This window comes from Streptomyces sp. KR55, assembly GCF_052245645.1.
GTDB classification, from domain to species: Bacteria; Actinomycetota; Actinomycetes; order Streptomycetales; family Streptomycetaceae; genus Streptomyces; species Streptomyces flavusporus.
Window position 1 is genome coordinate 1 of sequence record NZ_JBQQCE010000258.1, and the last position, 13,498, is coordinate 13,498.

At 70.9% G+C, this 13,498-nt stretch carries 13 protein-coding genes and 2 pseudogenes; 3 read left to right on the forward strand and 12 right to left on the reverse strand.

What is annotated here, in order from left to right:
* The 7 genes and pseudogenes from ACTWQJ_RS31240 to ACTWQJ_RS31270 form a co-directional block, all read right to left on the reverse strand.
* A pseudogene (locus ACTWQJ_RS31240) lies at positions 1–806 on the reverse strand (nicotinate-nucleotide--dimethylbenzimidazole phosphoribosyltransferase); the annotation flags it as partial.
* 393 nt (positions 807–1,199) lie between these two features.
* Positions 1,200–2,426: a precorrin-6y C5,15-methyltransferase (decarboxylating) subunit CbiE gene (cbiE, locus tag ACTWQJ_RS31245; RefSeq protein WP_443309877.1), complete on the reverse strand. Its 1,227-nt coding sequence runs from the start codon at positions 2,424–2,426 to the stop codon at positions 1,200–1,202.
* A gap of 115 nt (positions 2,427–2,541) precedes the next feature.
* Positions 2,542–3,180 (reverse strand): GNAT family N-acetyltransferase, encoded by a 639-nt coding sequence (locus ACTWQJ_RS31250; RefSeq protein ID WP_443309878.1) that lies wholly within the window; start codon positions 3,178–3,180, stop codon positions 2,542–2,544.
* 127 nt (positions 3,181–3,307) lie between these two features.
* Complete coding sequence (locus ACTWQJ_RS31255) at positions 3,308–4,141, reverse strand: MetQ/NlpA family ABC transporter substrate-binding protein (protein ID WP_443309879.1); 834 nt, start codon at positions 4,139–4,141, stop codon at positions 3,308–3,310.
* An 86-nt stretch (positions 4,142–4,227) separates the two neighbouring features.
* Complete coding sequence (locus ACTWQJ_RS31260) at positions 4,228–4,965, reverse strand: methionine ABC transporter permease (RefSeq protein WP_443309880.1); 738 nt, start codon at positions 4,963–4,965, stop codon at positions 4,228–4,230.
* Positions 4,962–5,996: a methionine ABC transporter ATP-binding protein gene (locus ACTWQJ_RS31265; protein ID WP_443309881.1), complete on the reverse strand. Its 1,035-nt coding sequence runs from the start codon at positions 5,994–5,996 to the stop codon at positions 4,962–4,964. The genes ACTWQJ_RS31260 and ACTWQJ_RS31265 overlap by 4 nt, the downstream gene beginning before the upstream one ends.
* 347 nt (positions 5,997–6,343) lie before the next feature.
* On the reverse strand, positions 6,344–6,994 hold the full coding sequence (locus ACTWQJ_RS31270; RefSeq protein ID WP_443309882.1) for an HAD family hydrolase: 651 nt from the start codon (positions 6,992–6,994) through the stop codon (positions 6,344–6,346).
* A 69-nt stretch (positions 6,995–7,063) separates the two neighbouring features.
* Here ACTWQJ_RS31270 and ACTWQJ_RS31275 point away from each other — a divergent pair, with 69 nt between their 5' ends.
* Entirely contained in the window at positions 7,064–7,423 is a 360-nt protein-coding gene (locus ACTWQJ_RS31275; RefSeq protein ID WP_385511473.1) for a hypothetical protein, read from the forward strand.
* Positions 7,404–7,838, forward strand: coding sequence for a hypothetical protein (locus tag ACTWQJ_RS31280; RefSeq protein WP_443309883.1), 435 nt, complete (start codon positions 7,404–7,406; stop codon positions 7,836–7,838). Before ACTWQJ_RS31275 ends, ACTWQJ_RS31280 begins: the two co-directional genes overlap by 20 nt.
* 134 nt (positions 7,839–7,972) lie before the next feature.
* On the opposite strand, the gene ACTWQJ_RS31285 is transcribed toward ACTWQJ_RS31280, so the two are convergent.
* The 3 genes and pseudogenes from ACTWQJ_RS31285 to ACTWQJ_RS31295 all read right to left on the reverse strand — a co-directional run bounded on the left by ACTWQJ_RS31285 (position 7,973) and on the right by ACTWQJ_RS31295 (position 10,272).
* A complete protein-coding gene (locus ACTWQJ_RS31285) occupies positions 7,973–8,470 on the reverse strand; it encodes a GNAT family N-acetyltransferase (protein ID WP_443309884.1) in 498 nt (165 codons plus the stop codon).
* A 44-nt stretch (positions 8,471–8,514) separates the two neighbouring features.
* Positions 8,515–9,021 (reverse strand): RNA polymerase sigma factor, encoded by a 507-nt coding sequence (locus ACTWQJ_RS31290; RefSeq protein WP_443309885.1) that lies wholly within the window; start codon positions 9,019–9,021, stop codon positions 8,515–8,517.
* A 75-nt stretch (positions 9,022–9,096) separates the two neighbouring features.
* Positions 9,097–10,272, reverse strand: a pseudogene (locus tag ACTWQJ_RS31295) (glycerophosphodiester phosphodiesterase).
* Positions 10,273–10,662: 390 nt separating this feature from the next.
* Between ACTWQJ_RS31295 and ACTWQJ_RS31300 the strand changes: the two are divergent.
* The gene (locus tag ACTWQJ_RS31300) at positions 10,663–11,337 is read left to right on the forward strand and encodes a lysophospholipid acyltransferase family protein (protein ID WP_409473178.1); all 675 of its coding nucleotides are present in this window, start codon (positions 10,663–10,665) and stop codon (positions 11,335–11,337) included.
* 138 nt (positions 11,338–11,475) lie between these two features.
* Here ACTWQJ_RS31300 and ACTWQJ_RS31305 read toward each other — a convergent pair whose 3' ends face one another.
* Both ACTWQJ_RS31305 and ACTWQJ_RS31310 read right to left on the reverse strand, forming a co-directional pair.
* A complete protein-coding gene (locus tag ACTWQJ_RS31305) occupies positions 11,476–12,690 on the reverse strand; it encodes a sensor histidine kinase (protein ID WP_443309886.1) in 1,215 nt (404 codons plus the stop codon).
* Positions 12,687–13,355 (reverse strand): response regulator transcription factor, encoded by a 669-nt coding sequence (locus ACTWQJ_RS31310; protein ID WP_224739980.1) that lies wholly within the window; start codon positions 13,353–13,355, stop codon positions 12,687–12,689. Before ACTWQJ_RS31310 ends, ACTWQJ_RS31305 begins: the two co-directional genes overlap by 4 nt.
* Positions 13,356–13,498: the final 143 nt, after the last annotated feature.

Below are 13,498 nucleotides of genomic sequence, written 5' to 3' on the forward strand. Positions count from 1 at the left end.
GCCTGAGCCACGGCCGCCTGGTCGGAGCCCGCGGCAAAAACGGTCCCGGAAGGCTCTCCGCCCCCCGACTCCGGCACGCCGCCCAGCGCCTCCCCCGCGCCCGCGGACGACGTCCCCTCAGCGGCCGGCCACGTCTGCGCGGCGTACGCCCCGCTGTGGCCGGAGGCCCCCACGGCCTCCGTCGCGAGTCGGGTCACCGCGGCCTGTGCGGCGCCCACCGGCTCGGTCTGGTGATGTGTGGTGGGGACAACCGTTTCCGCAGGCGTCGCCTCTGCGCCGACCGGCGTCTGGGCAGGGGCCTGGCCACCCCACGGCACCGCGCCCTGCGGGGACGTCTCGCGCACGCGAGGGACGTCGAGGTACTCGGGGCCGGAGGTCGGCGGGCTCGGCCGGCGCGCCGGCGCGCCCGCGGGGCCGCGGTCGGCGAGGGAGCGGACCGGGCTCGCGGAGGCGTCGGGGATCGGCGGGCCGAGGTGCAGCGGGCGCCGGTGGGTCGACGGCGCGGCCGGGGTCGACGGCGGGGTCGGGTCGGGCAGCCGGACCCCGCCGAGGTCGACCGCACCGCTGTCGCGGCCGGACATCTAGTGCGCGTCGGGTTCGTGGACGGCCTCGACGACCGGCTCGGGCGGGGGCGGGGCCACTTCGTTGCCCCAGGCGCCCTGGGCGCCGGGGAGGAGCAGGTCTTCGTCTTCCGCGGGCGTCTCGGAGAGGTAGGTGTACGCGCCGGGCGCGGGGACGCCCGGCTGCTCCACCATGCCTGCGTTCTCCGGCAGCCCCTCGCCCGGGACCTGGCCGGTGTCAGTCATGCGTACCCCTCGCCCATCGGTTGATGCTCCTACGACCAGCTCACCCGGAACGGCGCACCGACCGCCCCGTAGTGAAGAACGAGCGTGCGTGCCCAGCGGCACGAACGACCCGCCGGAAAAGGCGACAAAGCCATTCAGTGGCATTGTCGCGGTCGTCCCTCCGCCACGTCAGCCTGATCCGCGACGGCCCGCTGTGGACTGCGCCACGTTGCGCGTCCTCCGGTTCTGCCGTACCACACCCCACCCAAAACGGGTGCGTTTTCCGGACATTGACCGACGAAGCGTCGGGCGTCCGAGTGCGGTACAACGATCGGCCAGCCTACCGCGCGCGGTACGACAACCGGATCACGGGGAGCGGTCCGGCAGGCCCACTCGTCGCCCGACCACCACCCCTCAGCGAGGAGCGTCCCGCCGCCCCAGATCTCCGGCGAGCAGGAACGCAACGCTCCGCTTCTTCTCCGTCCAGGCCCGGGTGTCGAGTTCCATGGACTGCAGGAGGGCGCACTCGACTGCGTAGCCGTGTTCGGTGAGGTCCCGGCCGACGAGTTCGGCCGCGTCGCGGGTGCCGGCGTGGGTGACGATGCGCTGCGGGCGGCGGTCGGCGACCGCGGAGACCACGGCCGCTCCCCCGCCGCCGACCCGGACGACGTCCGGTTCGGGCAGGTTCTCCAGGACGTGCGGGGCGGTGCCGTGGACGATCTGGAGCTGGACGCCGAAGCGGCGTGCGGCGGCCTCGGTGCGGGCGCAGGCGCCGGGGTCCCGGTCGACGGCGATGACGGCGGCGCCGGCCCGGGCGGCCTCGGTGGCGAAGGCGCCGCTGCCGCAGCCGATGTCCCAGACGAGGTCGCCGACGCGGGGTCCGAGGCGGGCGAGTTGGGCCGCGCGCAGCGTTTCGGTCTCGCCCTCGCCGAGCCGTCCCTCGTACGCCTCGGCGGGCAGGGTCCAGCCACGGGGGCCCGCGCCCGGGTCGCGGCCGGCGATCCAGCCGCCGCCGTCGCCCGCACCGACCGGGCCGGCCGGGCCGCCGATGACGATGACGACGTTGGGGTCGCGCCAGGTGTGGTCGGCGGCCTTGTCGGACGTGACGACGGTGACCTGCTCGCGTCCGGTGCCGAGTTCCTCGCAGATGACGAAGGTGCGGTGGATTCCGTCCAGGAGCAGGCCGAGTTCGGCGGGGCCCGCGCCGGGTGAGGTGAGAACCGCGACCTTGGTGTGGGCCCGGCATACATTCACCGCACGTCGCAGGGTGCGGCGGTGTGCGACGACCACCTGGGCGTCGTCCCAGGGCATTCCGGCACGGGCGAACGCGGCGGCGACCGAGGAGACGGCCGGGACGACTTCGACCTCCAGGCCGAACTCGGGCGCCCTCAGGGTGCGTACGACACCGAAGAAGCCGGGGTCGCCGTCGGCGAGCACGACCGCGGTGCCGCGGTGTGCGGCGATACGGCGGGCGGCGAGGGCGACGCTGCCGAGGCGGATGCGCTCGGCGGTGCGAGGCACCTCGGTGAGCGCGAGGTGGTGGGCGGCACCGGCCACCAGGGTGGCGGCGCCCAGGGCGGCGCGTGCCGCGGCGGTCAGCGGAGAGCCGTCCCAGCCGATCACCGTGACCCGGTCGGCCATCGTCGTCAGTCTCCAGGGTGTTTGCGCAGGTCGTCGGGTGCAGCCCGCGGGCAGGCGGGTTCCGTGAGAGTACCTGGTGGTCGCGGGACGCGCCGGGGCGCGGTCGCCCGTGACATCAGTTCCAGTCCGAGTACGACGTGAAACCGCCGGTGTCGGCCAGTTGCTCGGCCGCGCCCTCGAGGTCCTCGGGCAGCAGGCTCCACACGATGTAGTCGGTGCGCACCTCGGTCCAGGTGTCGTCGGCGGTGCGGGTGCGCGCTATGCAGGCGCCGCGCAGGACACCCTCGCTGATGCAGCCGATCTTCTGGGCCACCTGCTGCGAGGCGGTGTTGTCGGCGGCAGTGCGCAGTTCGATGCGTTCGAACTTCTGGTCGCCGAGGAGCCATTGCGCGGTGGCGAGCGCGGCCTCGGAGGCGTAGCCCTCGCCGCGCGCCCAGGGGGCGACGATGTAGGACATCTCGGTGGAGCGCACATGCCAGTCGGTGCAGGCAAGCCGGATGACGCCGACCAGGCGCTGGGTGAGGAACTCGGTGACGGCGAGGGCGAGGCCGCGGCCGGTGCTGCGCTCGGTGGGGGCGTACGCGGTGATCCAGGTGTGTGCGTCGTCCTCGGTGAAGGGCTGGCCCACGTCGGTCCAGGCGATGACCTGCTCGTCGTTCATCATCTCGGCCAGGGCGGGGACGTCGTCCTCGTCGAAGGGGCGCAGCACCAACCGCTCCGTGCTGATGGAGATGTTGGGGAAGGTGCTCGTCATGACGCCGCTCCGTAGCCTTCGAACCGTCAGGGCCTGCTGAACTGCCCAGCATGCAGCATGAAAGCACCGAACCGCACCACGGGGTCCTCTCCGGGTGAGGGAGGGGACCCCGTGCGGCGCGGGACCGTCAGAAGGAGGCGATCACGGAGCCGTCGTACTCGTCCTCGATGAACTTCTTGACCTCGGCGGAGGTGAGGAGTTCGGCGAGCTTCTTCACGCGCGGGTCGTCCTCGTTGCCCTCCTTGACGGCGAGGAAGTTGCCATAGGGGTTGTCCTCGGCGGACTCCAGGACGAGGGCGTCCTCGGCGGGCTTGAGGTCGGCCTCGATGGCGTAGTTGCCGTTGACGACCGCGGCGTCCACGTCGTCGAGGGAGCGCGGGGTCTGGGCCGCCTCCAGCTCCTTGAACTCGAGGTTCTTCGGGTTCTTGGTGATGTCCGCGGGGGTCGCTTCGTTGCCCACGCCGTCCTTGAGGGTGATCAGGCCGTTGTCGGCGAGCAGCTTCAGCGCCCGCGCCTCGTTGACCGTGTCGTTCGGGACGGCGATGGTGGCACCGCTCTTCAGGTCGTCGGCGCTCTTGATCTTGTGGGAGTAGAGGCCGAGCGGCTCCAGGTGGACCGTGACGACGGGCACGATGTGGGTGCCGTTCTTCTTGTTGAAGTCGTCGAGGTACGGCTGGTTCTGGAAGTAGTTGGCGCCGACCGAGCCGTCCTCCGTCGCCGTGTTCGGCGTGACGTAGTCGGTGAACTCCTTGACCTCCAGGTCGAGGCCCGCGTCCTTCGCCAGGTTGTCCTTGACGAAGGTGAGGATCTCGGCGTGCGGGGTGGGGCTCGCGGCGACGACCAGGGGGCCGTCGGCGTCGGCGGAGCCGGAGCCGCTGTCGGAGGAGCCGCAGGCGGTGAGCCCGAAGGTGAGGGCTCCGACGGCGAGGGCGGCGGTGGTGATCTTGGCGGTGTTACGCACGAAAAGTGCCTTTCCTTATGGGTGGAGCGACCCCGTCCTGGGTGTGACGGGGAGTCTGAGAGGTGGTATGCAGCTGCCTCGGAGGTTTACGCGACCTTGCTGACGTCGGCCGCGGTCGGCTCCTTCGCCTTCAGCAGGCGGAGCTTGGGGCCGGGGCCGGAGCGGGCGCCGCGGCGGTGCAGGGAGCGGGCCGCGTAGTCGCCGGCGAACTGGATGAGCGCAATCACGACGGCGAGGAGCGCCACGGTGATCCACATCAGCCCGGTCTCGAAGCGCTGGTAGCCATAGCGGACGGCGAGGTCGCCGAGGCCGCCGCCACCGACGGTGCCGGCCATGGCCGAGTAGCCGATGAGGGCGATGACCGTGGTCGTCGTGCTGGCGATCAGCGAGGGCAGCGCCTCCGGGACCAGGACCTTGCGGACGATCGTCCAGGTGTTGCCGCCCATCGACTGGACGGCCTCGACGAGCCCGTGGTCCACCTCGCGGACGGCCGTCTCGACCAGGCGGGCGAAGAACGGGATGCCGCCGATGGCGAGCGGCACGATGGCGGCCTCGCTGCCGATGGTGGTGCCGGTGACCCAGCGGGTGAAGTTCATCAGCGCGACCATGAGGATGATGAACGGCAACGAGCGGCCGATGTTCACGATCTGCCCGATGACCTTGTTCGCCACGGTGTTCTGCAGCAGGCCGCCCTTGTCGGTGAGGACGAGCAGGACGCCGATGGGCAGTCCGAGGACGACCGCGATCAGGGTGGACCAGCCGACCATGACCAGGGTCTCGGTACACGCCTGCTCCAGCAGGGGCTGCATCTCGGACCAGGTCACTTGGCACCTTCCTTCACCAGCACGGGCTCGTCGCCCAGGACGTCGATCTGCAGGCCCTGTTCGCGAAGGAAGCCGATCGGGACGACGTTGTCCTCGTAGCGGCCGGGCAGTTCGATGCGCATCCGGCCGACCTGGAGGCCGCCGACGGTGTCGATGGCGGCGCCGAGGATCGATATGTCGATGTTGTAGGTGCGCGACAGCTGGGAGATGACGGGCTGGGTGGCGGCCTCGCCGTGGAAGGTGACGTCGAGGACGGTGCGGTCGTCGGCGGAGGCCTCGCCGCCCACCGGGAAGAGGGCCGCGGCCAGCTCCGAACCGGGGGTGACGAGCAGCTCGCTGACGGTGCCGGACTCGACGATGCGGCCCTTGTCCATCAGGGCGGCCGAGTCGCAGATGCTCTTGACGACGTCCATCTCGTGCGTGATGAGCAGGACGGTCAGGCCGAGCTGCTCGTTGAGGTCGCGCAGCAGCTGGAGGATCGAGCGGGTCGTCTCCGGGTCGAGGGCGCTGGTGGCCTCGTCGGACAGCAGCACCTTGGGGTCGCCGGCCAGGGCGCGGGCGATGCCGACACGCTGCTTCTGGCCGCCGGAGAGCTGGGCCGGGTAGGCCTTGGCCTTGTCCGCCAGGCCCACCAGGTCGAGCAGCTCAAGTGCCTTGCGGGAGCGCTCCTTGCCCGACGTGCCGAGGATTTCGAGCGGCAGCTCGACGTTGTCCTGCACGGTCCGGGTGGACAGCAGGTTGAAGTGCTGGAAGACCATGCCGATCCGGCTGCGCGCCCGCCGGAGCTCCTTGCCGGCGCGGGGTCCGCGGCCGGCGAGCGCGGTGAGGTCCTGGCCGGCGACGGTGACCGTGCCGGATGTGGGGCGCTCCAGGAGGTTGATGCAGCGGATGAGCGAGGACTTGCCGGCGCCGGACTGGCCGATGACGCCGTACACCTCGCCTTCGCGGACGTGCAGGTCGACGCCGTCGAGGGCGGTGACCTCGCGGCCGCGTGAGCGGTAGACCTTGGTCAGGCCCGAGGTGGTGATCACGTGGTTTCCGTCACTGTCGAGTACGCGGGCGTGGGTGTGCCCTGGTACGGAGGTAAGAGGTGCGCGATGGGGGTCCCCCCACGCCGTTCAGGCAGTGGGGGAAGCTGGGTCACGTACGGGCAGAGGGCGTACGGACATGCCACGGCGGCTCGCTTCGGGGCGCGAGGCTCAGGGGGTGCAGGGGCCCTCTAGAAGGCGCACATTCGACACATACAGCGAGCACCGGGCGTCATGGTCGCCTCGGTCGCAGGGATGCGGCTGCTCGTCGTGGTCATGCGATCAGTAAAGCAGACGCATGAACGCTTCCGAGAACCGCTGTCCGCATGCCGGACAGCGGTGGACAGTCGTCAGTCCCGGACGGAGATCTCCACGCCCTCGGCGGTGACCAGCGCGGACAGGGCCGACAGGTCCTTCACCACCAGGTCGGCGGTCAGTTCGTGGGCCTGGTGGGTTGTGGCCAAGGCCACGGTGGTCATCCCGGCGGCGCGGCCGGCCTGGAGTCCGGCGGGGGCGTCCTCGAAGACGACGCAGCGGGCCGGGTCGACGCCGAGTTCGCGGGCGGCGAGCAGGTAGGGCTCGGGGTCGGGCTTGCCGCGGGTGACGTCGTCGGCGGCGATCAGGGTCTTGGGGAGGATGCCGACGGCGTCGAGACGGGCCTCGGCCAGCCGGCGGGTGGCAGAAGTGACGACGGCCCAGCGGTCGGCGGGGAGGGAGTCGAGGAAGGCCTTGGTACCCGGCAGCAGGCGCACGCCTCCGTTGGGTACGTCCTCCACCTCCAGCTTCTCGATCCGCGCGACGGCCTCCGGCACGACGGCGGCGGGCAGCAGGTCGGCGGCTATCTCGGCGGCGGTACGCCCGTGCAGTTCGATCTGCGCGAAGTGCTCGGCCGTGATGCCGTACTCCCCGGCCCACCGGGTCCAGCAGCGGTTCACGGAGTCGAGGGAGGAGACGAGGGTGCCGTCATTGTCGAACAGGAGTGCTTCAGCGCGGATCTTCATGTCCCCGACCCTACGGGGCACCGCGGGGGCGGCGGCATCAGGCCTTTTGGCCCGTAATAGGGTCGCTGCATGCTTGATGCCCTGACGCTGGCGACCGGTGTCGCCGCGCTGCTGCTCGCCGCGTGGTGCGGTTGGGCCGCATACCGTGATCAGCCGACGAAGGACTGGCACTTCATCGGGATGGCCGTGGTGTCGGTGCTGGCGTTGGTCCAGCTGATCGTCGGGGTCGTGCAGTTGGCGCGGGGCGAGAAGCCGGAGCAGGGGACGACGATCTTCGTGGCGTACCTGCTGGGAGCGTTCGCGTGCATCCCGGCCGCGGGGTTCATGTCGCTGGCGGAGCGGACGCGGTGGGGGTCGGTGACGGTGGCCGCCGGCGGTGTGGTGCTGGCCGTCCTGGAGGTGCGGCTCTATGACATCTGGGGAGGCTGAGGTGGCCACGACGACCAGGACACGGCTGATCAGTGGGCCCGGCGTGCTGCTCGTGTGGTTGTACGGCGTGATGGTCGTGGGGGCGGTGTCTCGATCCGGGTACCAGATCGCGACGGAGTTCGACCGGGCACCGCTGGCCTATTCGCTGTCGGCGGTTGCGGGAGTCGTGTACGGGTTCATCACGTACTCGCTGGTGCGGGGTGGGGAGACGGCTCGTAGGGCGGCGGTGGTGTGTTGTGCCGCGGAGTTGGTGGGCGTCCTGGTGGTGGGGACGTGGACGCTGGTCGAGCCGTCTGCCTTCCCTGATGCGACCGTGTGGTCCGACTTCGGCATGGGGTATCTGTTCATTCCGGTTTTGTTGCCGGTTTCAGCTCTGTACTGGTTGCGGAAGTCGCGGACCGAGCAGCCGGGTTGATCGTCGGCGGCGGGTGCGGGTTGGCTGTGGTTGGTCGCGCCCACGGTGGGGGTCCCCCCGCTCGAGCGAAGCCGAGAGTGGAGGAGGAGCCGCATATTGACACAGCCCCGCGCCCCTATGACCGGCGTTGCCGCTCAGGCCGTTGTGGCGTACGAGCCCGCCTTCTTCTCCAGGACAATCATGGGGACGCCGTCCGTGCCCTCCGACGTGCCCACCGTCTCGTAGCCGACCCGGCGGTACAGGCGCAGGTTGCTCTCGCTGCGGTGGCCGGTGTGGAGGCGGAACTTCTTGGCGCCGCGTTCCTCCGCGAGTGCCGCCTCGGCCGCGCGCAGCAGCCTCGCGCCGATGCCGTGGCCCTGCATGCGGGGGTGGACGCACAGGCGGCTGATGGAGGCGGCGCCGTCCTCGGTCACCGCGCCGCGTACGGAGCCGATCACCTCGTCGCCGAGGCGGGCCACGAACACGCAGTCGGTGGCGACCTCCTGGCGGACGGAGTCGAGGGTCTGGACGAGCGGGTCGATGCGGTAGTTGCCGTACAGCGCGGCCTCGCTCTGGAAGCACAGGTACTGCAGCTTGAAGATCTGCTCGGCGTCCTGGTCGGTCGCCTCGGAGATGATCACGCTCATGCCCATGTGTGCACGCCTCCCGCTCACCTGTTGCCTGTCGTCCCTCACTCCTATCCCCGCGCTTCGCGAGCCGCAACCTCCGCTGCAAGCAATCGCCGTAGACATCCCAGACATCTGGAACGTTCCGGCCCCAGACTGCCCTGTGAGATACCCAACTCCCCCGCGATTTCCCGGTATGTGAGGTCCTTCGGCGACAGAAGGGCTTCGAGGAGCGTGGGGCAGCGGCCCGGCAGCCGGCGCACCGCGTCGCGCAGGGCGCGGCGGCGGGCGGCGGCGAGGACGAGCTGTTCGGGGCCGCGGTCGCCGTCGTCGGCGGGTTCGCTGTCGTACGGTCGCTCGAGTCTGGTGGTACGGCGGGTGCGGCGGGCCTCCGAGCGGACGGCCCTGCGCAGCCAGCGCTCGGGGTCGTGGGGCGGACCGTCGGCGTCGAGGCGCTCCAGCAGGCGCAGCCAGACCGCCTGTTCCAGGTCGCCGGGTTCGGTGCCGGCGGCGGGCGCCTCGGCGGAGGCTTCCGCGGCGAGCAGCGGGCGCAGTGTGGTGAGCAGGTCGTGCGTCATATGCGGCACGACGCGGCCGCCCGGCGGCGGGTTGCCCCGGGCGGCCGACTGTCACTCCGAACGGTGGCCGGGGGCTCAGCCGTTGACGAAGTCCTCACGGGCCAGCAGGCCGGTGTCGGGGTGGTCGGTGAGGATGCCGTCGATGCCGGTCGCGAAGTACGCCCGGTAGGCGCCGAAGACATCGCCGTAGGCGTCCGCGTCGGTGCCCTTGCGGAAGTCGGCCGGCAGGAAGGGGTTCTCGTTGCGCAGGGTCCAGGGGTGCAGGACCAGGCCGACCTTGTGCGCGTCGGTGACGAGGGTGGTCGGCTCGGTGAGCTTGCCGGCGGCGTCCTTCGGGATGATGAGGTCGAGGGTGGGGCCGATGCCCTGCGCGTAGGAGGCGATCTCCCTGAGGCCGGCCGGCTTGATCAGGTCGGCGACCGTGCGGGGGTCACCGGTCTCGACGAAGTCCCAGGGGCGGGTGCTCGCGCCGGACAGCAGGACGACGAGCGGGTTGTCGACCAGCTTGTTGAGGCGCTGGATGCTCGTGGGCTCGAAGGACTGGAGGATGACCGGCGAGTTCCACTTGTTGCGCCCGTACTTGCGCAGCACCTTGGCGACCCGCTCCTACAGGCCGAGGCCCAGCTTGCGGAAGTACGTGGGGTGCTTGAGCTCGGGGTAGATCCAGACCTGCCTGCCGCGCCGGCGGGTCTGCTCCTCCTGCCACTGGAGCACCTCCTCGAAGGTGGGGATCTCCCAGCGGCCGTTGTACAGGGTGTTGTGCGGCCGGTTGGCCGGGATGCGCTCGGTCGCGCGCAGCGTCTTCAGCTCGGCGAGCGTGAAGTCCTCGGCGAACCAGCCGGTGGTGGAGACGCCGTCCAGCACCTTGGTGGTTTTGCGGTCGGCGAACTCGGGGTGGTCGGCGACGTCCGTGGTGCCGCCGATCTCCGGCTCGTGCCGGCAGACGAGGTGACCGTCCTTGGTGGGCACCAGGTCGCCGGCCTCGACGATGTCGGCGCCCATGTCGAGGGCCAGCTGGTACGAGCCGAGGGTGTGCTCGGGGCGGTAGCCGCTGGCGCCGCGGTGGGCGACGATCGTCGGCACGGGCAGGGACTTCATTCCGCGGCCTCCATGTCGCGCATCGGCTCTCGCCGTGCCGGACAGGCCGAGGACGGCTCCGCTCGCGCCGAGCACGGCCGCGCCGAGGAGCGCCCGCCGTCCGGTGCTGGGGGCGTTCTCCTGCGCCTGCTCGTTCGACTCCTGCGGTCCCATCAGCGGCCTCCCTGCCGTCGACTCGTCGGTGCGCGCCGATCGTAGGGGGATGGACGTGTCCGTCGGGAGGCCTCGGTTCGAACACGTGGATGACGCTGGATGTCGTATGGGGTGCGTATTCCAGCCACCCTATGACGGCCCGTCGGCGTCGGCCTCGACCTCCGGGGCAGCCGGGCGTTAGGCCTCCCGCGCGATGTCCGTCACATCGTCGCGTACGGGTTACGCGCCGTCCACGACACGCCACCGCAGGTAAACGTACGTCAACAGTGCGTAAGGCCTCGGTGAACCCGATGTCCCCGATGTGCGCGACCCGTGCCGCCGCGAGTATCGTCCTCACCTGCACAGACATAGACCGAATCCCTTGACATCCCCTTGACACCGGAGGGTCCGTTGTCCCGCTTCGCGCTCATCAAGGCAGTGCTCGGTCCGATCATGCGCCTGATGTTCCGCCCCCGGGTGGAGGGTGTGGAGCACATTCCTGGCGACGGTCCGGTGATCCTGGCCGGCAACCACCTCACGTTCATCGACTCGATGATCCTGCCGCTGGTCTGCGACCGTCAGGTGTTCTTCATCGGCAAGGACGAGTACGTCACCGGCAAGGGCTTCAAGGGCCGGCTGATGGCGTGGTTCTTCACCGGCGTCGGCATGATCCCGGTCGACCGGGACGGCGGCAAGGGTGGTGTCGCGGCGCTGATGACCGGCCGCCGGGTGCTGGAGGAGGGCAAAGTCTTCGGCATCTACCCGGAGGGCACGAGGTCTCCCGACGGGCGGCTGTACCGAGGGCGCACCGGCATCGCGCGGCTCACCCTGATGACCGGGGCGCCGGTCGTCCCGTTCGCCATGATCGGCACCGACAAGATCCAGCCGGGGGGCGCGGGCATGCCCCGGCCGAGCCGGGTGACGGTGCGGTTCGGTGAGGCGATGGAGTTCTCGCGGTACGAGGGGATGGACCGGGACCGGTATGTCCTGCGGGCCGTCACCGACTCGGTGATGGCCGAGGTGATGCGGCTGTCCGGGCAGGAGTATGTGGACATGTACGCCACGAAGGCCAAGGAAGCGGCGTAGCTCCGCTGGGTTCGCCGGGTGGGTCGGGGGGCTGCGGGTTCGTTGTGGCTGGTCGCGCAGTTCCCCGCGCCCCCTGAGAACTTCGCGCAGTTCCTCGCGCCCCTGAGACGTCACGTAGTTCCCCGCCACCCGGCGGCACTAGATCGGCGCGTGCTCCGGGGGGCCGCCGTTTGTGTGGGGCTCGCCTGAGGCCGGGAACCACAGGACGAATGTCGAGCCCTTGCCTACGCGGGAGAAGAGTCGTACCTGGCCGCCGTGGGACTCCACGATCTGTCGGACGATCGCCAGGCCGAGGCCCGCGTGGCGGTCGCGGCCGTTGCCGTTGGCCTTTGCGCGCCAGAAGCGGTCGAAGACGCGGGCCTGGTCGTCGTCGAGGATGCCGGGGCCCTGGTCCTGTACGGCCGTCCACCGCCAGCCGTCGGAGCTGCCGGCCGCGACCGTGATGCGGGTGCCGGGCGGGGCCAGGCGGACCGCGTTGGAGAGCAGGTTGCCGACGGCTCGGCGCAGGGCGTCGTGGTCGCCGATGACCGTCAGACCGGGCGCCAGCCGGCGGTGCAGGACGAGTCCGCGCTCCGCGGCGAGCGGCGCGAACTCCTCGCAGGCCTCGCCTGCCGTGGCCGCCAGGTCGACGTCGGCGTCGGCGAGGGCGGGCGCGCTGCGGCGGGCGGTGGCGAGCAGGTCCTCGACGAGCCGGGTCATCCGGGTGGTGGCCCGGTCCACGCTGCGGGCGGCGGCGCGCCGGTCCTCCTCGTCGGACTCCTCGGCCGTGAGGACGGCGTCCAGGTTGGCGCGGATGATGGCGAGCGGGCTGCGCAGCTCGTGCGAGGCGTCGTCGATGAGCTGGCGCTGGGCGCGGAAGGCCTCGTCGAGCCGGTCGAGCATGGAGTCGACGGTGTCGGCGAGTTCGCGCAGCTCGTCCTTCGGGCCGGTGAGGCGGATGCGCTGGGAGAGGTCGGTGGCCTGGATCTCGGCGGCGGTGCGGGAGATGGCGCGGACGGGGCGCAGGGCGCGGCCGGAGAGGATCCAGCCGATGACCGGGCTGGCGACGGCGAGGACGCCGAGCACGGCGAAGGAGAAGTTGCGCAGGTTGCCGAGGGTCTCGTAGTTGACGGCCGCCTCGACCTCCTGGAGCTTCACGACGTCGATCTCACCGATGTAGACGTCGTTCACGTACTTCTTCGCCGAGAACTGGTTGCTGACCGGGTGGGCCTCGCCGCTGCGTTCGACCGCGAGGTAGGTGGCGCCGAGGACGAGGGCCGTGAGGACGAAGAGGAGGCCGGAGTAGAGGACGGTGAGGCGGAAGCGGATGGTGTGGGTGAAGGCAGGCAGACGCGGGCGGCGGGGGCGCTTCATGGCGTCTCCTTGAGGCGGTAGCCCTGCCGTATCACCGTCTCGATGAGCGGCTCGTCCTCGCCGGTGACCTTGCGGCGCAGGGAGCCGACCGTGACGCGGACGGTGTTGGTGAACGGGTCGGCGTGCTCGTCCCAGACGTGCTCCAGCAGTTCCTCCGCGGGCACGACCCGGCCGGGGCGGGTCATCAGATAGTGCAGGACGCCGAACTCCTTGGGGGTGAGCCGGAGCGGCCGGTCGCCGCGGAACGCCTCGAAGCGGGCGGTGTCCAGCCGTAGTTCGCCCACCTCGACGACCGCGGTGCCGCCGTCCTCGCGGCGCAGCAGGGCGCGTATGCGGGCGAGGAGTTCGGGCAGGGCGAAGGGCTTCACCAGGTAGTCGTCGGCACCCTCGTCGAGGCCGCGCACCCGGTCGGCGAGCCGGTCGCGGGCGGTCAGCATCAGGATGCGGGGCCCTCCGGGGGCGGCACGGATGGCCCGGCAGACGGAGAAGCCGTCGCCGTCGGGGAGGTTCAGATCCAGCAGGACCAGGTCGTAGTCGTTGACGGCGAGCTTCTCGGTGGCCGTGTCCACGTCCGGGGCGACGTCGACGGCATAGCCGGCCCGCACGAGCCCGACCTTGAGCGCAACGACCAGGTCTTCCTCGTCCTCGACAACGAGCAGCCTCATCACAACCTCCTGACCTGCAACGCCCCCGCTCACCCGCCGTCGATGATCGTCCGCGCCGCATCCACCGCGTCACCCACGGGAATGGCGAACCCGATACCGATGGACCCGCCCCTCTCCTGGTCCAACGTCGCAATGGCCGTATT